This window comes from Acinetobacter sp. COS3, from assembly GCF_000475335.1.
Lineage (GTDB): Bacteria > Pseudomonadota > Gammaproteobacteria > Pseudomonadales > Moraxellaceae > Acinetobacter > Acinetobacter venetianus.
Map to the genome: position 1 here is coordinate 16,394 of NZ_AXCD01000067.1, position 23,812 is coordinate 40,205.

Annotated in this window: 28 protein-coding genes; 18 read left to right on the plus strand and 10 right to left on the minus strand. The window is 39.5% G+C overall.

Annotated features, from left to right (window positions below; genetic code table 11):
* Positions 1 to 10 precede the first annotated feature (10 nt).
* The 7 genes from IO68_RS30555 to IO68_RS30585 all read right to left on the minus strand — a co-directional run bounded on the left by IO68_RS30555 (position 11) and on the right by IO68_RS30585 (position 4,670).
* Positions 11 to 430, minus strand: a complete 420-nt coding sequence (locus IO68_RS30555; RefSeq protein ID WP_019383686.1) for a roadblock/LC7 domain-containing protein — start codon at positions 428 to 430, stop codon at positions 11 to 13.
* Positions 431 to 453: 23 nt separating this feature from the next.
* On the minus strand, positions 454 to 996 hold the full coding sequence (locus IO68_RS30560) for a GTP-binding protein (RefSeq protein WP_019383687.1): 543 nt from the start codon (positions 994 to 996) through the stop codon (positions 454 to 456).
* An 8-nt stretch (positions 997 to 1,004) separates the two neighbouring features.
* Positions 1,005 to 1,976, minus strand: a complete 972-nt coding sequence (locus IO68_RS30565; protein ID WP_023014042.1) for a hypothetical protein — start codon at positions 1,974 to 1,976, stop codon at positions 1,005 to 1,007.
* 166 nt (positions 1,977 to 2,142) lie between these two features.
* Positions 2,143 to 2,502: a hypothetical protein gene (locus IO68_RS30570; RefSeq protein WP_004877436.1), complete on the minus strand. Its 360-nt coding sequence runs from the start codon at positions 2,500 to 2,502 to the stop codon at positions 2,143 to 2,145.
* Between the two features lie 387 nt (positions 2,503 to 2,889).
* Positions 2,890 to 3,549 (minus strand): hypothetical protein, encoded by a 660-nt coding sequence (locus tag IO68_RS30575; protein ID WP_004877434.1) that lies wholly within the window; start codon positions 3,547 to 3,549, stop codon positions 2,890 to 2,892.
* 21 nt (positions 3,550 to 3,570) lie between these two features.
* On the minus strand, positions 3,571 to 3,996 hold the full coding sequence (locus IO68_RS30580) for a ClpXP protease specificity-enhancing factor (protein ID WP_004877433.1): 426 nt from the start codon (positions 3,994 to 3,996) through the stop codon (positions 3,571 to 3,573).
* 14 nt (positions 3,997 to 4,010) lie between these two features.
* Positions 4,011 to 4,670, minus strand: a complete 660-nt coding sequence (locus IO68_RS30585) for a glutathione S-transferase N-terminal domain-containing protein (RefSeq protein ID WP_023014043.1) — start codon at positions 4,668 to 4,670, stop codon at positions 4,011 to 4,013.
* A gap of 126 nt (positions 4,671 to 4,796) precedes the next feature.
* Here IO68_RS30585 and IO68_RS30590 point away from each other — a divergent pair, with 126 nt between their 5' ends.
* Positions 4,797 to 5,198, plus strand: a complete 402-nt coding sequence (locus IO68_RS30590; protein WP_023014044.1) for a hypothetical protein — start codon at positions 4,797 to 4,799, stop codon at positions 5,196 to 5,198.
* Between the two features lie 58 nt (positions 5,199 to 5,256).
* Here the strand turns inward: IO68_RS30590 and rpsI are convergent, their stop codons facing one another.
* Together rpsI and rplM are read right to left on the minus strand one after the other, a co-directional pair.
* Positions 5,257 to 5,643, minus strand: a complete 387-nt coding sequence (gene rpsI / locus IO68_RS30595; protein ID WP_004877427.1) for a 30S ribosomal protein S9 — start codon at positions 5,641 to 5,643, stop codon at positions 5,257 to 5,259.
* Between the two features lie 12 nt (positions 5,644 to 5,655).
* Positions 5,656 to 6,084 carry a 50S ribosomal protein L13 gene (rplM, locus tag IO68_RS30600; RefSeq protein WP_004877426.1) on the minus strand — a complete coding sequence of 143 codons (429 nt, stop codon included), beginning with the start codon at positions 6,082 to 6,084 and terminating at the stop codon, positions 5,656 to 5,658.
* 260 nt (positions 6,085 to 6,344) lie between these two features.
* On the opposite strand from rplM, the gene IO68_RS30605 reads away from it, so the two are divergent.
* The 17 genes from IO68_RS30605 (at position 6,345) to IO68_RS30685 (ending at position 22,171) form a co-directional block, all read left to right on the plus strand.
* Positions 6,345 to 6,995: a hypothetical protein gene (locus IO68_RS30605; RefSeq protein WP_004877424.1), complete on the plus strand. Its 651-nt coding sequence runs from the start codon at positions 6,345 to 6,347 to the stop codon at positions 6,993 to 6,995.
* 83 nt (positions 6,996 to 7,078) lie between these two features.
* A complete protein-coding gene (gene pdxA / locus IO68_RS30610) occupies positions 7,079 to 8,065 on the plus strand; it encodes a 4-hydroxythreonine-4-phosphate dehydrogenase PdxA (protein ID WP_023014045.1) in 987 nt (328 codons plus the stop codon).
* A gap of 40 nt (positions 8,066 to 8,105) precedes the next feature.
* Positions 8,106 to 8,918, plus strand: coding sequence for a 16S rRNA (adenine(1518)-N(6)/adenine(1519)-N(6))-dimethyltransferase RsmA (gene rsmA / locus IO68_RS30615; protein WP_023014046.1), 813 nt, complete (start codon positions 8,106 to 8,108; stop codon positions 8,916 to 8,918).
* Positions 8,918 to 9,757 (plus strand): symmetrical bis(5'-nucleosyl)-tetraphosphatase, encoded by an 840-nt coding sequence (locus tag IO68_RS30620; RefSeq protein ID WP_023014047.1) that lies wholly within the window; start codon positions 8,918 to 8,920, stop codon positions 9,755 to 9,757. Before rsmA ends, IO68_RS30620 begins: the two co-directional genes overlap by 1 nt.
* 127 nt (positions 9,758 to 9,884) lie before the next feature.
* Positions 9,885 to 11,201: a glycosyltransferase family 4 protein gene (locus IO68_RS30625; RefSeq protein WP_171068584.1), complete on the plus strand. Its 1,317-nt coding sequence runs from the start codon at positions 9,885 to 9,887 to the stop codon at positions 11,199 to 11,201.
* A 25-nt stretch (positions 11,202 to 11,226) separates the two neighbouring features.
* A complete protein-coding gene (locus IO68_RS30630) occupies positions 11,227 to 11,778 on the plus strand; it encodes a phosphatase PAP2 family protein (protein WP_007482695.1) in 552 nt (183 codons plus the stop codon).
* A 96-nt stretch (positions 11,779 to 11,874) separates the two neighbouring features.
* Positions 11,875 to 12,075, plus strand: a complete 201-nt coding sequence (gene iscX / locus IO68_RS30635) for a Fe-S cluster assembly protein IscX (RefSeq protein ID WP_004877416.1) — start codon at positions 11,875 to 11,877, stop codon at positions 12,073 to 12,075.
* Positions 12,076 to 12,184: 109 nt separating this feature from the next.
* Positions 12,185 to 12,616, plus strand: a complete 432-nt coding sequence (ndk, locus tag IO68_RS30640; protein WP_003654870.1) for a nucleoside-diphosphate kinase — start codon at positions 12,185 to 12,187, stop codon at positions 12,614 to 12,616.
* 120 nt (positions 12,617 to 12,736) lie between these two features.
* A complete protein-coding gene (gene rlmN, locus IO68_RS30645) occupies positions 12,737 to 13,972 on the plus strand; it encodes a 23S rRNA (adenine(2503)-C(2))-methyltransferase RlmN (protein ID WP_004877414.1) in 1,236 nt (411 codons plus the stop codon).
* Positions 13,973 to 13,988: 16 nt separating this feature from the next.
* Complete coding sequence (gene pilW / locus IO68_RS30650) at positions 13,989 to 14,789, plus strand: type IV pilus biogenesis/stability protein PilW (RefSeq protein WP_007482693.1); 801 nt, start codon at positions 13,989 to 13,991, stop codon at positions 14,787 to 14,789.
* Positions 14,780 to 15,571: a helix-turn-helix domain-containing protein gene (locus tag IO68_RS30655; RefSeq protein ID WP_023014050.1), complete on the plus strand. Its 792-nt coding sequence runs from the start codon at positions 14,780 to 14,782 to the stop codon at positions 15,569 to 15,571. Before pilW ends, IO68_RS30655 begins: the two co-directional genes overlap by 10 nt.
* 22 nt (positions 15,572 to 15,593) lie before the next feature.
* Positions 15,594 to 16,709 carry a flavodoxin-dependent (E)-4-hydroxy-3-methylbut-2-enyl-diphosphate synthase gene (ispG, locus tag IO68_RS30660; protein WP_004877403.1) on the plus strand — a complete coding sequence of 372 codons (1,116 nt, stop codon included), beginning with the start codon at positions 15,594 to 15,596 and terminating at the stop codon, positions 16,707 to 16,709.
* Positions 16,706 to 17,998: a histidine--tRNA ligase gene (hisS, locus tag IO68_RS30665; protein ID WP_023014051.1), complete on the plus strand. Its 1,293-nt coding sequence runs from the start codon at positions 16,706 to 16,708 to the stop codon at positions 17,996 to 17,998. The genes ispG and hisS overlap by 4 nt, the downstream gene beginning before the upstream one ends.
* 31 nt (positions 17,999 to 18,029) lie before the next feature.
* Complete coding sequence (locus tag IO68_RS30670; protein ID WP_023014052.1) at positions 18,030 to 18,728, plus strand: YfgM family protein; 699 nt, start codon at positions 18,030 to 18,032, stop codon at positions 18,726 to 18,728.
* Complete coding sequence (gene bamB, locus IO68_RS30675) at positions 18,728 to 19,870, plus strand: outer membrane protein assembly factor BamB (RefSeq protein WP_004877394.1); 1,143 nt, start codon at positions 18,728 to 18,730, stop codon at positions 19,868 to 19,870. Before IO68_RS30670 ends, bamB begins: the two co-directional genes overlap by 1 nt.
* Positions 19,871 to 20,045: 175 nt before the next feature.
* Positions 20,046 to 21,455 carry a ribosome biogenesis GTPase Der gene (gene der / locus IO68_RS30680; protein ID WP_004877392.1) on the plus strand — a complete coding sequence of 470 codons (1,410 nt, stop codon included), beginning with the start codon at positions 20,046 to 20,048 and terminating at the stop codon, positions 21,453 to 21,455.
* Positions 21,456 to 21,517: 62 nt separating this feature from the next.
* Positions 21,518 to 22,171, plus strand: coding sequence for a 4'-phosphopantetheinyl transferase family protein (locus IO68_RS30685; protein ID WP_023014053.1), 654 nt, complete (start codon positions 21,518 to 21,520; stop codon positions 22,169 to 22,171).
* 57 nt (positions 22,172 to 22,228) lie between these two features.
* On the opposite strand, the gene IO68_RS30690 is transcribed toward IO68_RS30685, so the two are convergent.
* Positions 22,229 to 23,659, minus strand: a complete 1,431-nt coding sequence (locus tag IO68_RS30690) for an NCS1 family nucleobase:cation symporter-1 (protein ID WP_023014054.1) — start codon at positions 23,657 to 23,659, stop codon at positions 22,229 to 22,231.
* Between the last annotated feature and the right edge of the window lie 153 nt (positions 23,660 to 23,812).

Consider the following 23,812-nt stretch of genomic DNA (forward strand, 5'->3'; position numbering starts at 1 on the left):
GAAAAAAGTGTTATGTTTGATCAGCAGCAACAATCGCAGCACTGGCTTGCTTTAAGCTGTAAAGTAATTGACCGAGCAAAACATCTTTATTACTGAGTGTTACCATTACCATTGGATGATGTGGGGCGGGAATGGACGTTAAAATCGCTTTCCCATTCTCAGCATCTAACGTGATACTCTGACAGCCTGTGAGTTGAATCTCATTTAAAAATGCGCTTACCATCGCCAAAATAGAGCTACTCACCGCAGCAAGTTTAGTACTGTTGTATGGATTCTTTTTGTAGATAGAAGCCAGCTCAAAGCCATCGGTCGAGCAAAGCATAATATAATCAATCCCACGGATATTGGTGATGATCTCATTGGCTTGAGCTTTAGCCAATTGGATAAGTTCAGTTGGCGCTGTACGTTGTTGACTTGGAATGCTGAACATAATTTTTCTCTTTTATAAAGTAATTAATTTGTTGCTCTGAGATTCACTTCAAGTGCTGCAATAAGTGATTCAACCATCAGCAAAATGTGTTCTTGTTTTCTAGCATCAATAAAAAATAAAGGATATTGGTAGTCATTTTGGATCAGCCAATCTCGATAAATTGAAATTGGTTGTCCTTTATTCTCATCTACATGAGTAATACCAATCGAGATATTTTTTGTATAGTCTTTAAATGTATCTAAATACCCTTCGAGTTCTTCGAGAGGGACTGTACTGTTATGATCAACTAGAATAATTGCACCAAGAGCTCCTTGGCAAATCACTGGCCAAATAAAGTCGAAACGTGTTTGTCCAGGTGTTCCATACAATCCAATTTTGGCGCCGTCGTCTAATGTAATTTCACCATAATCAATGCCAACAGTAGTTTGCATTTTATTATGAGCCTGACTATCTGTATTGAATGCTTCAGTCGCAAGTACAGGAATTTCAGAGAGAGATTTAATTGCTTCAGTTTTACCTGCACCCATGCTTCCTGCAAATACGATTTTATATTGTTGGAGAATCATAGTATTCCTTAAAGCCCAAATCGGCGTCTGATTTTGCCGAAAAATTTATTTAAAAAGCCGTTTTGTTCAGCGGATTGTTCATCTGTTTCTGATTTTAAATAATGGCTGTCTGATGCTGAAATAATACCGCCGTTATTGGATGCAATGCAGGCAGCAATAAATTGTTGAACCGTTTGAATAGGAAGTTTTAATTGAGTTGCGACTTGAGAGAGTTGAGCTCCTTGTATAAAACATGCTGCGAGTAAAAGCGTTGTTTTGCGGTCAGCACTTTTGAAAGGCTGAGGCCAATATTCGATTTTAAAGTACTCATTTTCGCTTGGTGCGAGCGCTTGAAACTCCAAAGAATGCCAAAAAAGGTTCCACAACCAATCTTGTAGATCGTACTCAACCTTACGAGATACCTTGGTAAAGTCAGAGGTCGTTGCAAAGCTATAATTAAAGCTATGATTGGTTTGAGTTTGTGTTCTCGTCGGCTCCAACCAAGCAATTTGACTGCGTGTATCAATAATTGCTAGCGTGCCATGATCATCAAAAAGATGTAGCCGAGCATTATCAGGATTCAACATATCGTTAAGAAATTTCTCATTCACAATATGATGCGCAGAAACTTCTTCTTTTGCTTTCGGTTGTTGTGATTGTTGATGTGATAGATAGCTCAGCAGTCGAAGATGAATCCAGTTTTTTAAAGCATCGGTTTGTTGGAATGGCAAATAAAGTGTGTTGTTTTCCTCAATGTTGCAAGCACCTTGAGCTTTAGAAACTTTTAAGCATGGTAATTTTTTTTCTTCGATAATACGTTGGATACCTTCGGTATCAAAAAAATTTTCATTTATTAATAATAAGTCTATATTTGGATCGGCAATATTAATCCAGTTGATTCCAAATTCATTCGGTATTGTTTTTCTAAGTTCTATTTTTAATTCATCTGAAACTTTTAAACTTATACCTGAAATTGCGATATTAATGCAATGTCCATTCATAGTATCACTTTAATATTTTATAAAACATTGGACTGCACAACTTTAGTCTTAATACTAAAGACTAATAATAGACCGCTTGTATTATTTTAAATTTACTTACTGGTCAAATAAATAAAATTAAAATATATACAAGAAGTCTAATATATTAAAGATTCTGCAAAACTAATTAAGCAAAGTCTAATTCTTTCTCGAAAGTTTTAAGTTCGTGGCGAGCCATCGCTAGGTTAGATTTAGTACGGTCTAAAACGAGGTAGAGAAACAGATTGCCATTGCTTTCTAATGGACGGATTAAGTGATATGCCTTGCCAAGAGTAATCAGGATATCTTCGATGTCATCGTTGAGTTTCAATGAGTTGGCAACACGGCGTTTTGCTCGAATAACCTCGGTATTACCTGCAGCTGCTAATTCTAAGTCGATTGCACCCCCACCTTGTGTTGCCAGCGCCAAACCGCTTTCTGTGTCTACTAACGCTGCTGCAACGAAACCATCAATATTTGTCAAGCTTTCTAATGAAATTTTAGCCATGATATTATCTCTACTAATACATCTTGTTTATGAATTTATATTCCCTACTTTTGTTTTAGATTATTCTTCAAAAGCAGTTAATTTCATTATAGGAAACTCTTTTATTAAATCAATCATGTTTGAAAATAATTAAAATCACAACAGTGCTATTAATTGACAATTTTTGTCAATAAAACGTTTTAAAGTGGATGGTGGGGATAATATTTTTAATTTTTTGTGATTTTATTCACATTAATATTTTATTTTAAGTATGTTTTTTGATTGTAAATAAATGTAAAATATTTTTTATTAAAAAGTTTTGAATTAATAATTAAATAAATTTAAAAATATTTTAAGTGTATGATAGAAAAAGGTTTTGTACTTTTCCTATCATAATCTTTAAAGAAATTAATGCCCGATTAATTGACTATATGAGCAATAGAGTGACAGCAAAATGACCAATGCAACGATTGGGGAAAGCAGGTAAGACCAGCCTGGGATACTTGGTTGTTCAACGTCAAGTTCTTCTGCGTGATGAACGTTAGGCTGTGCTTGATTAACCATTTGATTGAACTCCTGCATGGTTGCTTCTAAAGAGATTTCTTCTTGTTCGATTGGTTTGGAACCGATGAGCTCAGTGAGCTGATTGGTCGACCAAACCCAATCTTCTGCTTGGCCAGAAAGATGTTCAACCTGTCCTAATAACAACTCTGCTAAGCCAGTTTGACCAAAGTTGCCTGTCTGATCCAACTGATTTAATTCATTGAACTGTAAGCTCACAATCTCAGAAATACTGGATTCTTGCTCTGATGCAGTTAATTTCGATTGGTTCTTTGCAGAGGTTGTTAGATGGCGTGCAATTTCTTGAATATAAAGCGGATCAGTCGCTTTAATTTCTTGATATAGCTTTTGTGGATTTTGTTTCCAAAGACTAATTAACTGACCTAATGTCAGCGCATTGACTTCATCAACAAATGCACACTTCTCTTTGGGCGAGTGTGTGCTAAAAAGTTGCGGTTTTTGAATTTTAATTTGTTCAGAAAAATACTGAACTAAGTCAAATGCCATCTCGGACGTCCTCTTTTATTTTTAATCTAAGATTCTTAAAGACGGCTTCTTCTTGCTCGGTTCCGCCTCTTGTTTAGTTTCATCTGTTTGCGTAATTGGTTGCTCTTGAATATCTTCATATTCACTTGGATCGAAAAATAATCCTTGACCATTTTCACGTGCATAAATACCGAGAACTGCTCGAATTGGCACATAAATTTCTTTGGCTACACCACCAAAACGCGCTGAAAAAGTAATTGCATCATTACTCATGTGTAATTGATGAATTGCATGAGGAGCTAAATTTAAAACGATTTGACCATCTTTCACAAATTGTTGAGGAACTTCAGTATTCGGCTGAGTCGCGTCAACTAATAAATATGGTGTTAGTTGGTTATCGCAAATCCATTCATAAATGGCACGAGCAAGATACGGGCGTGTTGGAGAAAAAGTGATTTGCTCAGACATAATTTATAAACTTGTTAAATCGTTGAAATGAATTCATTGTAGCTGTTTTTTTCTTGAGCTGTCATTGATTTAATGAAAGAAGGTCGGCTAAAGATACGATGACAATACAAGAAAATAGGTCGACAGTGTTGTTGTGGTAACTCGATTCCCATGCTTTTTAAGCGCAAGAAGATCGGGGCTAACATACAGTCCAAAATTGAAAAGGTTTCAGACATAAAAAAGGGAAAGTGTTGAAATAGAGGCGTCAATGAAATCAATGTATCTCTTAATTCTTTTTGCGCTTTTTGCTTTTGAGTTAAATCTAATGTATCTGCATGTCGAAGCATACTGTCTGCAAGCTTGAACCAGTCTTGTTCAAAACGCCAAATATACTGTCTTTGTTCTGCTCTTGCCATAGGAGCATCGGCATAAAGTTTATTCTGGCGATAGCGGTCATCTAAGTATTCTGCAATCACATTCGGAGAAAATAGCTTTAGATTTTGCTCAATTAACATTGGCAACTGATTGTATGGATTGAGATCAGCCAAATCCTCATCTTCATGGTCTGTGAGAGTCAGATGGTATTTGATTTGTTTTTCAGCAAGCAAAAAACGAATCCAGTGCGAACGGAAATCATCGGCATGACTATACAATGTGATGCCTTGAACAGGGCTTGGGGGATTTTCTAAAGACATAAATCCGAAAAATTATGATTGACTGTTTAGAATACTAAAATTAACGTTGGAAATCACTTAAAGCTTAAGAATATGATGATTCAAATAAATCTAATATTCAATAAATTCAAAGAGAGAAAAAATTAAATGAAATATTATGGCTTGATGATCTTGTCGAGTATGTTATTGCTGAGCAGTTGTGCAAGTGTGTCTAATCAAGGATCAGCAGTTGATGTTCGATCTGAAAATGATGTGCAAATCTCAATTGCGGCGGATTCTTGTGATGATCAGAGTGCTGATGCTTGTAATGAGGTGCAAGATTACGGTGGTATCAAAAGTGAGTACGTGGTCAAGGGATGTAAAGTAACGATTTATAATAATGGGCCGATCAAAATGGTAAATGAAAAGACTGATCAGCCATGTAATGCACCAATCCCAGAAGACCATCAGTTTTCGAAAGGTGGAACTAAGACTTATATGCAAGATGGTTGTCTTGTGACAGAGTATTCTACAGGTGATGCTGTTATGGATTGTTCTAAGAAGAAATAATCGGCAAATAAAAAAACCTCGGAAATATCCGAGGTTTTTTGTCCAATTCGTAAAACGATTAACGTTTAGAGAATTGAGGACGTTTACGAGCTTTACGTAAACCAAGTTTCTTACGTTCAACTTCACGAGCGTCACGAGTAACGAAACCAGCTTGACGAAGAGCAGGTTTTAAAGTTTCGTCAGCAGCGATCAATGCACGAGTAATACCGTGACGGATAGCGCCAGCTTGACCACCCATACCACCACCTTTAACAGTGATGTAAAGGTCATATTTTTCAGTTGCTTCTAAAAGCTCTAAAGGCTGACGCACAACCATACGAGCAGTTTCACGACCGAAATATTGCTCTAAAGTACGATTGTTAATTACGAGTTTGCCTGTACCAGCTGATAAGAAAACACGTGCAGTTGCGGTCTTACGGCGACCTGTACCATAGTTAGTAGCCATGTGCTGTATCCCTTAGATGTCCAAAACTTGTGGCTGTTGAGCAGTATGAGGATGCTCGCTACCAGCGTACACTTTCATCTTCTTGATCATCGCATAACCAAGAGGACCTTTTGGCAACATACCTTTTACAGCACGTTGGAAGATTTCTTCTGGTTTGTGCTCAACTAATTTTTCAAAATTAGTTTCGCGAATACCACCAGGGAAACCAGTGTGGCGATAGTATTTTTTATCAAGTGATTTGTTACCAGTCACTTGAACTTGTTCAGCATTGATCACAACGATGTAGTCACCAGTGTCAACGTGAGGAGTATAAGATGTTTTGTGCTTACCGCGTAAACGACGAGCGATTTCAGTCGCAAGACGACCTAAAGTTTTGCCTGAAGCATCAACAACGTACCAGTCGTGTTGAACTTCAGCAGGCTTAGCGCTGAGAGTTTTCATTAACCACTACCTATTATAGTTGGTTTGAGCAAGGAATCGCCCAAACAAAAGGAGACCGAATTCTATATGAATTTATAAAAGGGCACAAGAACAATTCAATCAAGATGTCATATTTTGCTGCAATGTGACTGATTTTGTAAACAACAAGCGTGGATGGAAATCATGATTATTTATCTTGTGAGTGTATAGGATTTACCCTATTATTTTTATACCAAGTAATTAAAAAATAGAATTATTTATTTGTTTTTATGGGGAATTTGATGGAGTTGTCGTTTTCTACAAAAATAGTTGTAGTTGCACTATTAGTCGGTGTTTGTTCAGCACAGACAAATGCTCGACGACTTTATAAATGGGTAGATCAAACCAGTGTTACGAACTACTCTGAATTCCAGCCAAAAGAAGGTACTAGCCGAAAGCTTGAAGTTATCGAAAGTCGTGGGGATGAACATATCGACCCGATGATGGCTGTTACGAATGAAATGAAAGCGATTGAAATCCCTGTGGATCCGATGAATCTTCAAGACACATCAAGTGGCACAGCATCTCAAGCACCGAAACCAACGACGCAAACAATTGTTAAGCAAGGTGTCCTTGCTGCTCAACCTTATGTGAGTCCTGCAAGTGGTGTGGTTGCTTCATCGCCAGTTGAAAAGAAAGAGCAACCAATTGCTGTTGTTGAGAAAAAGGAAACAGTTGTAAATCCAATCGCTGAAAAAGTGAGTAGTAGTGTTGTGGTTATCGATAGACCTAGTAGTAGTGTCGTTGTCGTAGAGAAAAAAGATGAGTCTGCAACTGTTGCTCGTCCTGAGCATAAAAAGACACAGCAAAAGATTAATCCTTGGTCAAGATCACCAAATTTTGTACCTTCCAACTTAGTGCCTGAAAATTTACCGAAGTCTACAATGCCGTAGCGAAGATGTTTTTCAAAGGAATACTATAGCTACATTTAGATTTTCGCTACACTATATTGAAATCTAGATGATTGGCTGTTTCTATGCTTCCTTTATATGTGACTTCAGGTGAACCTGCGGGAATTGGTCCAGATATCTGTCTGAGTTTGGCGGATCGTGTAGATGAACGCCCAGTAGTTATTCTCGCTGATATAAAAATGCTAGAGCAGCGTATTAATCAGTTGAATTTAAATGTTGAGATTGTTCCATATAATGGCCAAGTGCAATCGAGTTTAAAAGGGCAACTATTTGTAGAACATGTACCTTTGAAAAACTCAGTTGTTCTAGGTCAATTGGATTCGGCTAATTCGGCCTATGTAATAGAACAATTACGACGTTCTGCTGATTATGCGATGACTGGAAAGAGTGTCGGGGTTGCGACAGCGCCTGTGCAAAAGTCAATTATCAATGATGCTGGTATTCGCTTTAGTGGTCATACTGAATATTACCAAGAGTTTGCGGGTGCTGATCGTGTGGTGATGATGTTGGCCACTAAAACTTTACGTGTTGCATTAGTGACGACTCATTTGCCTTTACGCGATGTACCAGATGCAATTACCAAAGAGCGCTTAAAGCAAGTGATTGATATTTTAATTCATGATCTAAAAACAAAATTTAAAATAGCTGCACCCCGTGTTTTAGTCTGTGGTTTGAATCCACATGCGGGTGAAGATGGCTATTTAGGGCGTGAAGAAATTGATGTGATCAATCCAGCTTTGGAAACTTATCGCGATCAAGGTATTGAAATGAGTCTGAGCTTACCAGCAGATACTCTATTTACTCCAGAAAATCTGAAAGATGCGGACGCTGTTTTAGCGATGTATCACGATCAAGGTTTACCTGTGTTAAAATCACAAGGCTTTGGTGAAGCAGTCAACATTACCTTAGGCTTACCATTTATTCGTACATCTGTCGATCACGGTACAGCACTTTCTCTTGCAGGCACTGGACAAGCAAAAGCATCGAGTTTGCATGTTGCAGTAGATTTAGCACTTGATTTAGCTCGAATCTCCCCAAATCCCTCTGCGTAAAAGAGGGGAGAGTTAAATCTGAAATTTTGAGTATAAATATATGTATCAAATTAATGCCCTAAACCCTAAAGATGAAGGGCATCAGGCTCGAAAACGTTTTGGTCAAAACTTTTTACATGACCAACGTGTGATTGCCAAAATTGTACGTTCAGTGAATCCCCGTGCTGGCGAAAATATTGTGGAAATTGGTCCGGGTTTGGCTGCGTTAACATCGCCTTTAATTGGTGAGTGTGATGCATTGACTGTTGTTGAGCTGGATCGCGATTTAGCAGCTGGTTTACCGGGGCGTGTACCTCATCCTGAACGTTTGACGATTATTGAAGCAGATGCTTTGAAATATGACTTTACTCAACTTTTCCAAGAGGGTCGTCCGCTTCGCGTCGTTGGGAATTTGCCATATAACATTTCAACTCCGTTATTGTTTCACCTTTTGGAGTTTGGCGACAAAGTGAAAGATATGCACTTCATGTTGCAAAAAGAAGTGGTTGATCGTATTACTGCAACGCCAAACACTAAAGAATATGGTCGTTTATCAGTGATGATTCAGTATTATTGTAAACCAACGTTCTTATTTGAAGTGCCGCCCGGTTCATTTAACCCTCCACCGAAAGTAACATCTGCTGTGTTCCGTTTAGAACCTTATGAAACTAAACCAATCGTTGCAAAAGATGAAAAAGCATTGGCACGGTTAGTGGGTCATGTATTTACCCAACGTCGTAAAACCTTACGTAATAGTTTAAAGGGAATGTTGGCGGATGATGGTTTTGAAAAAGCTGGTGTTGATCCAATGGCCCGCCCTGAAACCTTGAGTTTAGCCGATTTTGTCGCATTGTCGGATCAAATGGTGGCTTAATGTCTAAACGCTATAATTATGTCATTGGTGATGTCCAAGGCTGTTTTGAAGCACTGAAAGCATTGCTAAAAGAAATTCGTTTTGATCCTGATCAAGATTTTTTATGGTTCGCTGGTGATTTGGTTGCGCGTGGAGAGAATTCTGTAGGTGCTTTACGCTTTGTAAAAAAGTTAGCTGATCGTGGTGCTGCCTCAACCGTATTGGGTAATCATGATCTAACCTCGATTGCATGTGCGCGTGGTTTTAAAAAGGCAAAAGAGAAAGACGGCACGCAAGATATTATTGATGCCATAGATGGTGATGAACTGATTGATTGGTTGCGTAAACAACCTTTAAGTTTAAGTCCAAATGCTAAAACGCTAATTACACACGCGGGTGTTCCATGTATTTGGGATGCTGAGCAAACAATTCAGTTGGCAAGCGAAGTACAGCAGATTATTGGGCATGACGATCTAACTGTTTTGGATACTTTTCTTGCTGAAATGTACGGTGAACAACCTGATCTTTGGTCAGATCAACTGACAGGAATGGCACGATTGCGTTGTATTACCAACTATTTAACCCGTATGCGGTTAACCGACGCTGAAGGACGCTTAGAGTTTGGTTTTAAAGATGCGCTTGATGCACCGATGCCCGTAGGTTTCCAGCCTTGGTTTGAGTTTGAAAGTCTTGCAGCACAAACCCATCAATTAATTTTTGGGCATTGGGCTGCTTTACAGGGCAAGACTATTAATTCTCAAATTCAAAATGTTGATGGTGGCTGTGTTTGGGGGCAGCAATTGATGGCGTTCCGTTTGGAAGATCAACACATGTTTGCGGTGGATAATCCTTTGAGTTGATTATCTGACGATATGGTTTGAATGTCTAATTTCATGGTGAGGTTGGGCATTTTTTATTTTAAGACTGTCAAAAAACTGTCATACACTGATCATTAAATTGTCAAAAATTATTTATAAGCTATAAAGCATGAAAATAACGACACAAATGGATGGCGATATGCAAAGTACATACGCGACATCTTTATTAAAGCAAGATCAGTTTCCAGATAGTTTTAAATTCTACTTCAAAAGGAAACAGCTTAAAAATAAGCAAAATGAGTTTTCTGAACTTGAAGAACTCGTACGTCCCCGTTTAAAAATAGCAATTGTGACTGAAACATGGCCACCTGAAATTAATGGTGTTGCTTTATCAATGATGCAGCTTTGCCAAGGGTTACAACGCCTTGGACATAAAATCTTATTAGTCCGTCCAATTCAAAAAGCAGCATGTACTGAATTTCATCCTGATCAGGAATGTTTGGTCATGTCACAGCCAATCCCTAAGTATCCAAGTGTGCAGTTTGGCTGGCCGCAGTACATTAAAGTATCTAAAGCTTTTGAACGCTTTTCACCAGATGTTGTGCATATTGTGACAGAAGGGCCATTGGGTCTGACTGCACTCCAAGCGGCGAAGTCAAAGAAAATTGCAGTCTCAAGCGGATTCCACTCAGCATTCCATGATTTTAGTCGTTTCTTTGATTTGGCTTTTTTGGTAAAACCGATTCAGCGCTATTTAACATGGTTTCATAACAGTACGGATGTAACTTGTGTTCCAAGTCAATATACGGAACAAGCCTTACGTGGTTTTGGTGTGACTTGTCCTTTAGTCATTGTTGGGCGTGGGGTAGATACCAATAAGTTTTCTCCGCAACATCGCTCGCAAACGCTAAGACAACAGTGGGGTGCCGACGCTGATACCCGTGTCATGCTATATGTGGGGCGATTATCTCCTGAAAAAGAAGTGGATGTATTGATTAAGAGTTTTCATGCGCTGCAAGCACAACAGGGTGAAAATGTTAAATTTGTGATTGTCGGTGAAGGACCAGATCGAGTTCGTTTAGGAAAATTAACAAGCTCGAAAGACGTTATTTTCACTGGTAGTTTGAGTGGGCAAGCGCTTTCTGAAGCATATGCGAGTGCAGATGTATTTACCTTTGCAAGTCAAGCTGACACTTTTGGAAATGTCGTTTTAGAAGCAATAGCGAGTGGTCTGCCTGTTGTGGCATATGATTATGTTTGTGCGCATCAATATGTAAAACAAGAAGTCACGGGATGGTTGAGTCCGCTTGGACATACATCCGGTTTAATCCAATCCATTTGTCATTTACCAGCACTTCCAAAACTAAGACAAATGGGATTGCTGGCGAGCGAAAGCGTACAAGAAAGTAGCTGGCAGTTTCCCGTACAACAATTAGAACAAGCACTTTATCAGGTAGCAAAGGAGTCTCCCATGACCTCTACCTAAAGTATCCTCAGAAAGGAGAAAAAATATGAATCTTCAAAATGCAAAAATAAAAATACTAGATTTAGATTTAAAAGGGTGTGTATACCTTAATCATCTCTCACATTCTCAACGTATCGCCTTATTCTTTAAAACGATTAGTCGTTTGGGCGATGGGCCATTTTGGTATGTCATGTTGTTGTCCGTTTGGGCTTTACAAGGCTTGGCATATGGTCTTCAAATCTTATATCTAATTGCCGCAGGGTCGGTCGGTACGCTGATATACAAATATCTAAAACACAAAACAACACGACCAAGACCTTATCAAGTTCATCAAGTGATTGTCCTCGGTGAGCGACCTTTGGATCATTTTAGCTTTCCGTCAGGCCACACTTTGCACGCAGTTATGGTGACAATTACTTTAGGTTATATACAGCCAATTTTGCTGATATTGATGTTGCCATTTACAGTGTTGGTTGCATTATCAAGAATGGTATTAGGACTTCACTACCCAAGTGATGTGATCGTCGGGGCGACAATCGGTGCGACAGTTGCAAGTAGTATTATTCTCTTAGCACCAAGCTTTAACATTGTTTTGTGAGCAATCGGGTTGTGAATTTCTCAACAGAAAACTATTTTTTCAAGCGTATGTTTTGTTAAAGTAGCTCCAATGTTAAATATTTATTCAGGTTGTCATATGGGCTTACGTTGGACTGATACGATTGATATTGCAATTGAACTCGTAGAAGCACATCCAGATGTTGATCCACAATGGATTCGTTTCACAGATTTACACGCATGGGTTTGTGCTTTACCTGAATTTAATGATGATCCTAATAAGTCAACTGAAGGTTTGCTAGAAGCAATCCAAATGGCATGGCTGGATGAAGTTCGATAAAAATTCATCAGAAATCGCTGAACTTTTACAGATTCAAGCTGATTATTGGCGATGACATCGGTATAATGCGGCAAATTTTTTTTAGTTTACACCATAATAGGAGTCAATCATGGCGATTGAACGTACTTTATCTATCGTTAAACCTGATGCAGTTTCTAAAAACCACATCGGTGATATTTTTGCTCGTTTTGAAAAAGCTGGCTTAAAAATCGTTGCAACTAAAATGAAACACCTTTCTCAAGCTGATGCTGAAGGTTTCTATGCAGAGCACAAAGAACGTGGTTTCTTTGGTGATTTAGTTGCTTTCATGACTTCAGGCCCAGTTGTTGTGTCTGTTCTTGAAGGCGAAAATGCAGTTCTTGCTCACCGCGAAATCTTAGGTGCTACCAACCCTAAAGAAGCTGCTCCAGGTACAATCCGCGCTGACTTCGCTGTAAGCATCGATGAAAATGCTGCTCACGGTTCTGACTCAGTTGCTTCAGCTGAGCGCGAAATCGCTTACTTCTTTGCTGATAACGAGATCTGCCCACGCACTCGTTAATCCAAAGCATTCGAACCAGATAAGTGGTATACTGCTTATCTGGTTTTTTGTTTTCTATAGATTGAGTTGTGTAAGTACTGCACAGCATTTCTAGCGTTGATATGGTTTAGGTAAATATTCATGAGTTCTGCAGTGGTCGTTTCATCAGAAAATTTAGATGAAAAACAACAGTCTGTTTCTACGCCTGTCGTTCATGCTGCCGACAAAAAAGTGAATCTACTAGGCATGTCACGTGCAGAGTTAGAAAAGTTTTTTGAAGATTTGGGTGAGAAGAAGTTTCGTGCTGGTCAGGTCATGAAATGGATTCACCAATTTTTTGTGACTGATTTTGCTGAGATGACCAATATCTCAGGCAAGTTAAGAGAAAAACTAGAAAAGATTTGCGAAATTAAAGCCCCAGAAGTGGTGCATCGTAATTATTCTAAAGATGGAACACGTAAATGGGTGTTTCGTGTAGGTGATGGTGAAGGCTCTTTAGTTGAAACTGTTTTGATTCCTGCTGAAGATAAAACAGGCGCAAGAAAGACACTTTGTATTTCTTCACAAGTGGGCTGCGCACTTGACTGTTCATTTTGTTCGACAGGAAAACAAGGTTTCCAACGTGATTTAACACCAGCTGAAATTATTGGTCAGTTGTGGATGGCAAACTATTCCTATATGGAAGAGGTGCCTGTTGCAGAGCGTGAACGTACTGTGACCAATGTGGTGATGATGGGTATGGGTGAGCCATTACTCAACTATGATGCTGTACTCAGCTCAATGCAATTGATGTTAGATGATTTTGCGTACGGAATGTCAAAGCGTCGTGTGACTTTATCGACCTCAGGCGTTGTGCCTAAAATTGATCAATTGGCACAAGATATTGATGTCGCTTTAGCGATTTCTTTACATGCACCAAATGATGAGTTACGTAATGAACTTGTTCCAATTAATAAGAAGTATCCACTGGAACAATTGATTGCTGCATGTCAGCGTTATTTAGCGAAAGATGGTAATGAAAGTGCTCGCCGTCACGTAACGATTGAATATGTAATGTTAGATGGCGTAAATGATCAGCCAGAGCACGCACAACAATTATTAAAATTATTGAAAAACTTACCGAGTAAGATCAACTTAATTCCATTTAACCCGTTTCCACATGCACCTTATGGTCGCTCAAGCCGTAATCGTATTATCGCATTTCAAAAAACTTTGTCTGATGCAGGATTTGTGTGTACGATTCGTCAGACACGTGGTGATGATATTGATGCTGCGTGTGGTCAATTAGTGGGACAGGTAGCTGATCGCACGCGTCGTGCTGAACAGTGGAAAAAGAAAGTGGCGCAACGGCAAGAAATTTTGCGCACACAAGGATAAAACTTGGGGAAAAGCGTTGAATACAACTCGATCAAAAACGATTATAGCAACTACTATTTTGTTCACCGTATTGGGTCTAACCGCCTGCCAATCGACAAAGACAACAAAAGATCCTGAAAAAGCTGTGCAAGTTCGAACACAACTTGCAGCAGAATATATTAGAACGCGTGACTTAGACTCGGCTAAACGATCATTAGATCAAGCCCTGAAAATAGATTCGCGAGATGCAAATGCCAATATGATGATGGGAATTTTGCTACAACAAGAAGGTAGCAAAACCAATATGGAAAAAGCAGAGTCTTATTTTAAGCGTGCAATTTCTTCTGAACCTGATAATGCCCAAGCTCGTAATAATTACGGTACATATTTGTATCAAATGGAGCGTTATAATGAGGCGATTGAGCAGTTTACGATTGCAGGTGCAACCTTAGGTTATGATCAACGTTTTCAATCGTTGGAAAATCTTGGGAGAATCTATTTAAAACTGGGCGATGTTGCGAATGCTGAAAAAGCATTCAAACAAGCGCTACAAGCAAATCGAAATGCGACAATATCAATGTTAGAGTTGTCGGAAATTTTCTATTTGCAACAAAACAATAGAGATGCATCGCAACTCTACGAACAATATGTTCGTAATGTGGGGCAGAAAAACCAAGGTGCTCGTGCGCTTTGGATAGGTTTACGCATTGCTCGAGCGAATGCGGATCAGTTAGGAATGCAAGTGTTAGTCAATCAGTTGCGTGCTTTATTTCCTGATAGTCCAGAATATCAACGTTATTTGCAATTACAGTACAGTACTGAGGCCGTATGGAAATAAATCCAAATTCACATCAGCCAACTGGCTCAAACTCACCGTCGCCTACGTTAGGAAATATTCAACGACCTGGTGAGTATTTGCGTCAAATTCGTATTGCACAAAAGAAAGAACTTGAAGAGATTGCAAACGTATTGAATATGCCAGTCAAAACTTTGACGGCATTAGAGCAAGATGATTATAAATCTTTGCCAGAAGCAACCTTTATCAAAGGATATTATCGTGCATACGCAAAATGTTTAAATGCTGATGCGAGCGCGATCATTCAACGTTTCGATGAAATTTATGCGAATGATACGGGCCTTAAAGCAAGTCATGCTTTGAGTAACTCACCGATTAAAACCATGGGTAAGTTAACTGGTTCAAAGAGTGTACGTAATCGTCAGTGGTTAAAGCGTATTGTGATTTTGGCTGTCGTGCTATTGTTGGCATGGTTAGCTGTGATGGCCGTGCAAAACTGGACTTCAAGTCACAAAGATGATGCAGATGTACCAAAGATTAAGAATTCTGAAGTTGAGATTCTTCCAATGGGGAATGTAGCCGCTACTTCTGGAGATCAGCTTGTCTTGAACTTTAGCCGACCAACATCTGTGCATATTGTTGATGCTACAGGTAAAGTACTGGCAACAGGTCGTCAAGCATCAACTTTGAATTTGAGTGGTGAGTCACCGTTCCAAATTCGCTTAGATGATGCGACAGCTGTAGCATTGACTTTAAATCAGGAACAAATTTCATTGTCTCCTTATACTGTCAATGGAAAAGCAGAATTCCGTTTGTCTCGTTAATGCCAAAGAGTAGAGCTATACGATGATTGTGAACCCCATTAAACGCCGTCCAACACGTAAAATTCGTGTTGGTTCTGTGTATGTCGGTGGTGATGCGCCGATTAGTGTTCAAAGTATGACAAATACTGAGACTTGTGATGTTGATGCAACTGTTGCTCAAATTCAACGTTGCGTAGATGCTGGTGCAGACATCATGCGTGTTTCAGTTCCATCAATGGAAGCAGCTGAAGCATTTGGTGCGATTCGTAAACGCGTTTCTGTGCCTTTAGTTGCTGATATTCACTTTGATCATCGTATTGCATTGGCAGTTGCTGATTACGGTGCAGATTGTTTGCGGATTAACCCAGGTAATATTGGATCGGATCAAAAAGTTCGAGAGGTTGTTGCTGCTGCTAAACATCATGGTATTTCAATTCGTATTGGTGTGAATGCTGGCTCTTTGGAAAAAGATTTGCAAGTCAAATACGGTGAGCCAACGGGTCAAGCTTTGCTTGAATCTGCAATGCGCCATATTGATATTTTGGATCGTTTAGATTTCCATGAGTTTAAAGTCAGTGTAAAAGCATCGAATGTGTTTTTGACCATGGATGCTTATCGTTTACTTTCTCAGCAAATTGACAATCCATTGCATTTGGGTGTGACTGAGGCGGGGATTTATCGTACAGGTACAGTGAAGTCAGCAATCGCCTTGGGTGGTCTGTTGATGGAAGGTATTGGCGATACCATGCGTATCTCGCTTGCAGCTGAACCTGAAGATGAAATTAAAATCGGTTTCGATATTTTAAAATCTTTAGGTTTGCGTTCAAATGGCATTAACTTTATTGCTTGTCCAAGTTGTTCACGTCAGGAATTCAATGTAATTCAGGTGATGCAGGCTTTAGAAGAGCGTTTAGAAGATGTGCGTACACCGATGGATGTGTCTGTCATTGGTTGTAAAGTGAATGGCCCAGGTGAAGCAAAAGAAGCGGATATCGGGGTGGTGGGTGCTGCTCCACGTTCACTTGTGTATCGTAATGGCGAGAAAAGTCATTTAATTGATACAAATCAGTTGGTTGATGAAATTGAAACAATGGTTCGTCAACGTGTTCAAGAGCTTGAAGAAGCAAAATCTAAAGAAATTATTCGTAGTTCATCATGAGTTCAATCGTCGCTATCAAAGGTTTTAATGACATCCTTCCATCGCAAACTGCGGCTTGGAGAAGTCTGGAACAACAACTTGCATCATTGATGGATGCTTATGGTTATCAACAAATCCGTTTGCCAATTGTTGAGCAAACTGGATTATTCAAGCGTGCTATTGGCGATGCAACCGATATTGTTGAAAAAGAAATGTATACCTTTTTTGACAAAGGGACACCGCCTGAATCACTGACTTTGCGTCCTGAAGGAACTGCGGGTTGTGTGCGTGCGATGTTGGAACATAACCTATTACGTGGTGCAACACCGCGTGTTTGGTATGTTGGGCCAATGTTCCGCTATGAAAAGCCTCAAAAAGGTCGTTATCGTCAATTCCACCAGTTTGGTGTGGAAACCTTTGGTGTTGCAACGCCTGATATTGATGCTGAAATCATTCTGATGACCGCTCGTTTGTGGAAACGTATGGGTGTTGCAGCGAATGTTCGTCTTGAACTGAATACTCTGGGTGAAACGGATGAGCGTGCAGAATATCGTGCTGCATTAGTCGAGTTCTTAAATCAGCACAAAGATGCATTAGATGAAGATTCTCAACGCCGCTTAACCACCAATCCTTTGCGTATTTTGGATTCTAAAAGTGAGTCTACGCAAAAGATTTTGGAAAATGCGCCGAAATTGCACGATTTCTTAAAAGAAGATTCTCTCAACCACTTCCAACAACTACAGCAGTATTTAACCGATGCTGGTGTAGAGTTCATGATTAATCAAAAACTTGTTCGCGGGCTTGATTATTACAATAAAACGGTATTTGAATGGACCACAACTATGTTGGGTTCACAAGGTACTGTTTGTGCTGGCGGTCGATATGATGGCTTAGTTGGTCAGCTTAAAGGTAAAGCTGATCAATCAGTTCCAGCGGTTGGTTTTGCGATGGGGATGGAGCGTTTATTGCTTCTACTTGAGCAAGTTGAACAGGCAAAAGTTGTTCGTGATTGTGAAGTTTTCTTAGTGGCTGAACCGGCTTATCAATCGAAAGCTTTGGTATTAGCTGAACAAATTCGTGATCAGCTCGAAGCAGTGAATAGTTTGATTCGATTCAAAACGGGTTCACATGGCAGCATGAAAAGCCAAATGAAAAAGGCTGATCAATCTGGTGCGGTTTTCGCTGTGATCTTGGGTGAGCGTGAATGGGAATCTCAACAGCTATTGGTAAAAGAGCTTGCAACCGCAGAACAGTCTCAAGTGGCATTGAATGAGCTGACAGCATTTTTTATCGAAAAATTTAAACAATAAATTGCACAATATCTAGGAAAAGGACAATCACATGAGTTTAAGTGATGAAGAACAACTCGACCAGTTAAAGTCGTTTGCCAAAAAATATGGTTCTGCAATTATTAGCGGAATTCTCATTGCCCTGATTGCCTTTTTCGGATGGGAATATTGGCAAAAGAAGAATCTTACTGAAGCTCAAAGTCAAACGGCCAAAGTGCAAAAGTTAATGGACGAAGCAAAAGCTGCCTCAAGTCAGCCGAACGCTTTTGCAACATTATCTGAAGCCGCAGACAAAATCGTGAAAGAAGACCCTGATTCAGTTCAAGCGATCCAAACACAATTTATTTTGGCTAAAGTTGCGTATGATAAGCAAGATTATGCTGCTGCTGAGAAAGCATTAAAAAAAGTTGAAAACTCAAAAATTAAAGATGCTGGTCTGTTACAGATTATCAAACTTCGTTTGGCTGATGCTCAGTTAGCACAAAAGAAATATGATGATGCTTTAAAAACTTTGACAGCGGTGACTGAGCCATCATTCAAAGCAACAGCCGATGAACTTCGTGGTGATATTTATGTTGCTAAGAAAGACAATGAATCTGCTCGTAAAGCGTATCAAAGTGCATGGGATGATCTCGTTAAACGTAAACAGGAACGTCAGCTTTTACAAATTAAACTCGAAAGTGTCGGCGTTTTAGTAGATGATCCTGAAATCGATAGCCCGATTGTAGATACCAAAGTGGATGAGTCTTAATGCAGAATAAACTAAAACTACCTTTGGCGATTGCAATTGCTTCAGCTTTATTGGTTGGATGTTCGAGCAATAAAGTAAAAGAAGCAAAACCAAATCCATTGCCAAAAATCACGCAACAACAAAATTTAAACCTCGTATTTTCTCAAAGCGTTTCCTCAACGAACGCTGCTGAAGCTTTACGCTTACAGCTAGATACGGATAACGGTGTGATTTTTGCTATTGATCCAGATGGTCAGGTTTCTGCGTATCAGGGTAAACAGCGTCTTTGGAAAAGTAAAATCACGAAACAAGAACTGACGGCTGGTGTTGAAGCTGGTGAAGGTGTTGTTGTTATCGGTAACCGTAAAGGGCAGCTTTTTGCTTTAGATCAAGCCACTGGTGAACAAAAGTGGACGACACAGCTATCAGGTGCGATTTTATCACCTTCATTGATTGAGTCAGGTCGTGTTATCACACTTGCCAATGACGGTACTGTATTTGCGCATGACGTGGTCACTGGACAGCAAGTTTGGGCATATAAGCTTCCAAATGTTCAGTTTAGCTTACGTGGACAGCCAGCACCCGTTGCGTTAGATGAACGTACAGTGTTAGTCGCTTCTGCAAATGCTTATATCTATGCTTTAGATATCATCAGTGGTGTACCTCGCTTCCAACGCCGTGTTGCAATTAGTGATGGCCGTTCTGATATTCAGCGATTGATTGATATCGTGGGTGATCCTGTTGTTGCTGGTCAGTTCTTGGTGACAACAAGCTTCCAAGGTCAAGTAACAGTAACCGATTTGGCTTCACAACGTGTGGTGTGGAGTGAAGATGCAAGCAGTACAAATCGTCCTGAAGTTGCGGATGACAAAGTATTTGTATCAACGGTTGATGGTAAGTTGAATGCCTATAACCTCACTACGGGTGAACTGGTTTGGCAAAATGAAGAGTTATTAAACCGTAAGTTAAGCAATCCAGTCATGCTTGGTCAAAACCTTGTAGTAGGCGATTTGGATGGAGTGATTCACCTTATTGATCCGACAACAGGTAAGTTAGTTGGTCGTGCAAAAACTAGCGGTGAAGTGCAAACCTTGCGTGTGATTGACAATCAACTTTATGTGTCGACTCGAAAAGGTGCATTAAGCATTTGGCAGAATCGTTAATTTTACCTTCTGTTGTGGTAAAATATTCGATTAGCTATGGCTAACAAAAGAATGATCGGGGTATTTGTTTAGACAAAACCCCGAATTTTTATTGTGATCTGTGATCACCAAAATCTTCCATACTATTTCTGATACGATGTCATCTAGCGTGGCTCGTCTGAATTAAGGTTAATTTATGAAACCCGTTATTGCGCTCATTGGTCGTCCAAACGTCGGAAAATCAACGCTATTTAACCAAATCACAAAAAGTCGTGATGCTTTGGTTGCTGACTTCGCTGGTTTAACTCGTGACCGCAAATATGGTGACGCGGTTTATCAAAATAAATCTTTTATCGTTGTTGACACTGGCGGTATCGGTGAGAGCGAAGGTGGTATTGATTCGTACATGGCTGAGCAGTCAAAAACAGCGATTCATGAAGCCGATATTATCGTTTTTGTTGTTGATGCACGCGCAGGTTTATTGGCTTCAGATGAGCAAATTGCACGTGAACTTCGTACCTTAGGTAAGAAAGTATATTTAGTTGCAAACAAAGTAGATGGTGTTCACGCTGAAGCTGCCTTAGTCGAGTTCTATAAACTTGGTATGGGTGAGCCAATGCAGGTTGCTGCGAGCCACGGGCGTGGTGTACAGCAAATGCTTGAAGAAGTATTAGCAGAGGTTCCAGAAGATGAAAACCCAGATGAACATAATAAAAATACAGGTTTACGCTTAGCGATTATTGGTCGTCCTAACGTAGGTAAATCAACCTTAGTCAACCGTTTACTTGGTGAAGAACGTGTGGTTGCATTTGACCAACCTGGTACAACCCGTGACTCAATTTATATTCCTTATGAGCGTGATGGTCGTCAATATACATTGATTGATACTGCGGGTGTTCGTCGTAAAGGTAAGGTCGATGAAATGATCGAGAAATTCTCGATCGTTAAAACACTACAAGCAATGAAAGATGCGCATGTCGTTGTAGTGGTGGTTGACGCTCGTGAAGGTATTGTTGAGCAAGATTTACATTTGATTGGCTACGCGCTTGAAGCAGGGCGTGCCATGGTGATTGCGATCAACAAATGGGACAACATGACCGAGTATGATCGTAAGCAATGTAAACTTGATGTGGAACGTCGTTTTGACTTTATTCCATGGGCGAAAATCCATTTGATTTCGGCATTACATGGTACGGGTGTGGGCGAGCTTTATCCATCGATTCACCGTGCTTATGAATCTGCAAATCTAAAAGTTTCTCCTGCGAAACTGACTCAGATTTTAAGTGATGCGACAGAGGCTCACCAGCCACCAATGATCAGTGGCCGTCGTATTAAAATGCGTTATGCGCATATGGGCGGACAAAATCCACCAACCATCGTAATTCATGGCAACAAGGTCGATAAGACTCCAGCGGATTATCGTCGTTATTTAGAAAATGTATTCCGCAAAGTGTACAAGCTTGAGGGCACACCAGTCCGTATTGACTTTAAAACGTCAGAAAACCCATTTGAAGGACGTAAATCACAAGTGGATGAACGCGTTGCTGCACGTAAGCGCCGTTATGTTCAGAAATTTAAAAAAGCAGAAAAGAAATACAAGCGTTAAGCTAATCTTGAAGCAAAAAGCCCAAACTCTGCTTTGGGCTTTTTAATAGATAGGGAGAGCCAATGATGACACGTGAGATTCAGTTGCATATACATGCTTTGGCTCAACTTTTAACTCAAACTAAATCAGACTTTCCTAGCTTTCGTGATTTTAATGTTTATAAAAAAGAACAGATTCAGTCGTATCGTAATCAGATTTTAGCAAAGCAATTGAATTGTGATAAGAACACACTCGTATTTTCTAAGCATGAGCATGGTAAGCCATTTTTATCATCTCACCATTTGCACTTTAATCATTCGCATAGCCATGAATATTATGCTTTGGTCATGAGTCAACAGGTGAAAGATATTGGTGTAGATGTTGAAGAATTAGGGCGGAAAATAAGATTTGATGCCTTTGCACAACATGCCTTTCATATAGATGAATACAAAACTTGGCAACAGCAAGGACAAGACAGGGAATATTGGTTTAAGGTTTGGACAACCAAGGAAGCGATATTAAAAGCGTCTGGTTTGGGTATTCGTTTGGATTTAAATAGTTTGAATACACAAGTTCATCCTGAACAAAATGGAGGAATGTGTACTCATCCGATAATTGGAACATTTGCATATCAAAATTTTATTTTAAATCAGAATATTGTGGTAACAGTGGCTTGGCGTGCAGAGCCATCATGTCGAGGATTTCAGTTTCCACAAATTAAAATCAAACAAGATTAGAAACTAGAACCATTAATCCGAAAACTAATGGCTTATCCATTTCTTTAGCCTTGCATATTAAGCAAACTTTTTCACTTTCGCGCTTACCGTTTCTCGAGAAATTGTATAGTAAAAAGTCCCGCCAAACAGTACGCCGATAAACCAATTAAATGGTGCCAAGAATTGTAAACTCGGGATAAGAACCAACATCAGACCAATACTGACAGATGTTATCAATGCAATGACTGCTTTTCTATTAATCCCTTTTTGGTAGTAATAATGACCTGTCGGCTTATCGTTAAATAGGTCATCGACAACTACATTTTGTTTGTGAATAAAATAGAAGTCAGTCAGCAAGATGCCAAAAAGAGGGCCGATAAAAGCAGCAAGCGTATCAAGTGTGTAGTGGATTAGTTCAGGTGAATTAAATAAATTCCAAGGCGTGATGAAGATGGAACCCACCGCTGCAATCATGCCTGCTCTACGAAAGTTGAGATAACGGGGGGCAAGATTTGAAAAGTCAAAACCCGCTGAAACAAAATTGGCAACGATATTGATTCCAATTGTTGCAGTTAATACAGTCAATAAGCCTAATACAATGACAAGACCACTATCCATCATTGCGACGGTCTCCAATGGATCATGTACCATTTTACCGAAAACACTAAATGTTCCTGAAACGATCATTACCACAATAATAGCGAAGAAAATGAAGTTGAACGGAAGTCCCCAAAAGTTCCCTTGTTTGACCTGTTTCATGTCTTTGCCATAACGAGAAAAATCACCAAAATTTAATAATGGCCCTGAAAAATAGGAGACAACTAGGGCAATCGCGACAATAGTTTGCATTATCTGTTGGTTTAAAGTGAGTTGTTTATCACTGAGGTTAAAGGAAATATTATGCCAACCAGCTTTCCAGACGAGCCATAAAGCGAGTGCCAACATTACGACATAGACCATTGGTCCAGCCCAGTCGATGAATACTTTGATGGTTTCCATTCCTTTCCAGAAAACCAAGGCTTGTAAAATCCACATGAAAGCAAAGCAAATCCATCCAATTGTGCTTAAACCAGCAAACTCGGTCAATGCGAATGGATGTAAGGAAGGGTAAAATTTCAATAGAACCATCATGAGAGCATTAGAGGCTAACCAAGTTTGAATACCGTACCATGAAACTGCGATCAAACCTCGAATGAGGGCTGGGATGTTCGCACCGTAAATTCCGAAAGCTTGACGTGAAATCACAGCATAAGGCACACCTGAGATTTGACTCGGTTTTGCAACGAGATTCGCCGCAATTTGAACGATCATGATGCCAATTAGCAATGCGAGTAGAACTTGCCAGCTAGCAAGACCCAGTGAAAATAAACTCGCCGCAACAACGTAGCCTCCCATACTGTGTACATCAGACATCCAGAAGGAGAAAATATTATACCAAGTCCAGTTTTGCTTAGCTGGTACGAGATCTTCATTAGAAAGTTTAGGACTATAGTTTGCATTATAGTTCATAGCTGGTCTTCAAAAATAAACAACAGTTCAGACCAGTTATGCGAAAATTGAGCCAAAATTATTTTTTTATAGATTTTAATTTTTAATTAATTGATAAATATTGCTTTATAAATTTTATTAATTTTTATCTGTTCAGACCAGTTGTATTGAAAT

What these genes read in the sequence shown, in the direction of transcription:
- IO68_RS30555 (WP_019383686.1), bottom strand. Translation starts at nt 430, where the DNA reads ATGTTCAGCATTCCAAGTCAACAACGTACAGCGCCAACTGAACTTATC.
- IO68_RS30560 (WP_019383687.1), bottom strand. Translation starts at nt 996, where the DNA reads ATGATTCTCCAACAATATAAAATCGTATTTGCAGGAAGCATGGGTGCA.
- IO68_RS30565 (WP_023014042.1), bottom strand. Translation starts at nt 1,976, where the DNA reads ATGAATGGACATTGCATTAATATCGCAATTTCAGGTATAAGTTTAAAA.
- IO68_RS30570 (WP_004877436.1), bottom strand. Translation starts at nt 2,502, where the DNA reads ATGGCTAAAATTTCATTAGAAAGCTTGACAAATATTGATGGTTTCGTT.
- IO68_RS30575 (WP_004877434.1), bottom strand. Translation starts at nt 3,549, where the DNA reads ATGGCATTTGACTTAGTTCAGTATTTTTCTGAACAAATTAAAATTCAA.
- IO68_RS30580 (WP_004877433.1), bottom strand. Translation starts at nt 3,996, where the DNA reads ATGTCTGAGCAAATCACTTTTTCTCCAACACGCCCGTATCTTGCTCGT.
- IO68_RS30585 (WP_023014043.1), bottom strand. Translation starts at nt 4,670, where the DNA reads ATGTCTTTAGAAAATCCCCCAAGCCCTGTTCAAGGCATCACATTGTAT.
- IO68_RS30590 (WP_023014044.1), top strand. Translation starts at nt 4,797, where the DNA reads ATGAAATATTATGGCTTGATGATCTTGTCGAGTATGTTATTGCTGAGC.
- rpsI (WP_004877427.1), bottom strand. Translation starts at nt 5,643, where the DNA reads ATGGCTACTAACTATGGTACAGGTCGCCGTAAGACCGCAACTGCACGT.
- rplM (WP_004877426.1), bottom strand. Translation starts at nt 6,084, where the DNA reads ATGAAAACTCTCAGCGCTAAGCCTGCTGAAGTTCAACACGACTGGTAC.
- IO68_RS30605 (WP_004877424.1), top strand. Translation starts at nt 6,345, where the DNA reads ATGGAGTTGTCGTTTTCTACAAAAATAGTTGTAGTTGCACTATTAGTC.
- pdxA (WP_023014045.1), top strand. Translation starts at nt 7,079, where the DNA reads ATGCTTCCTTTATATGTGACTTCAGGTGAACCTGCGGGAATTGGTCCA.
- rsmA (WP_023014046.1), top strand. Translation starts at nt 8,106, where the DNA reads ATGTATCAAATTAATGCCCTAAACCCTAAAGATGAAGGGCATCAGGCT.
- IO68_RS30620 (WP_023014047.1), top strand. Translation starts at nt 8,918, where the DNA reads ATGTCTAAACGCTATAATTATGTCATTGGTGATGTCCAAGGCTGTTTT.
- IO68_RS30625 (WP_171068584.1), top strand. Translation starts at nt 9,885, where the DNA reads ATGAAAATAACGACACAAATGGATGGCGATATGCAAAGTACATACGCG.
- IO68_RS30630 (WP_007482695.1), top strand. Translation starts at nt 11,227, where the DNA reads ATGAATCTTCAAAATGCAAAAATAAAAATACTAGATTTAGATTTAAAA.
- iscX (WP_004877416.1), top strand. Translation starts at nt 11,875, where the DNA reads ATGGGCTTACGTTGGACTGATACGATTGATATTGCAATTGAACTCGTA.
- ndk (WP_003654870.1), top strand. Translation starts at nt 12,185, where the DNA reads ATGGCGATTGAACGTACTTTATCTATCGTTAAACCTGATGCAGTTTCT.
- rlmN (WP_004877414.1), top strand. Translation starts at nt 12,737, where the DNA reads ATGAGTTCTGCAGTGGTCGTTTCATCAGAAAATTTAGATGAAAAACAA.
- IO68_RS30655 (WP_023014050.1), top strand. Translation starts at nt 14,780, where the DNA reads ATGGAAATAAATCCAAATTCACATCAGCCAACTGGCTCAAACTCACCG.
- ispG (WP_004877403.1), top strand. Translation starts at nt 15,594, where the DNA reads ATGATTGTGAACCCCATTAAACGCCGTCCAACACGTAAAATTCGTGTT.
- hisS (WP_023014051.1), top strand. Translation starts at nt 16,706, where the DNA reads ATGAGTTCAATCGTCGCTATCAAAGGTTTTAATGACATCCTTCCATCG.
- IO68_RS30670 (WP_023014052.1), top strand. Translation starts at nt 18,030, where the DNA reads ATGAGTTTAAGTGATGAAGAACAACTCGACCAGTTAAAGTCGTTTGCC.
- bamB (WP_004877394.1), top strand. Translation starts at nt 18,728, where the DNA reads ATGCAGAATAAACTAAAACTACCTTTGGCGATTGCAATTGCTTCAGCT.
- der (WP_004877392.1), top strand. Translation starts at nt 20,046, where the DNA reads ATGAAACCCGTTATTGCGCTCATTGGTCGTCCAAACGTCGGAAAATCA.
- IO68_RS30685 (WP_023014053.1), top strand. Translation starts at nt 21,518, where the DNA reads ATGATGACACGTGAGATTCAGTTGCATATACATGCTTTGGCTCAACTT.
- IO68_RS30690 (WP_023014054.1), bottom strand. Translation starts at nt 23,659, where the DNA reads ATGAACTATAATGCAAACTATAGTCCTAAACTTTCTAATGAAGATCTC.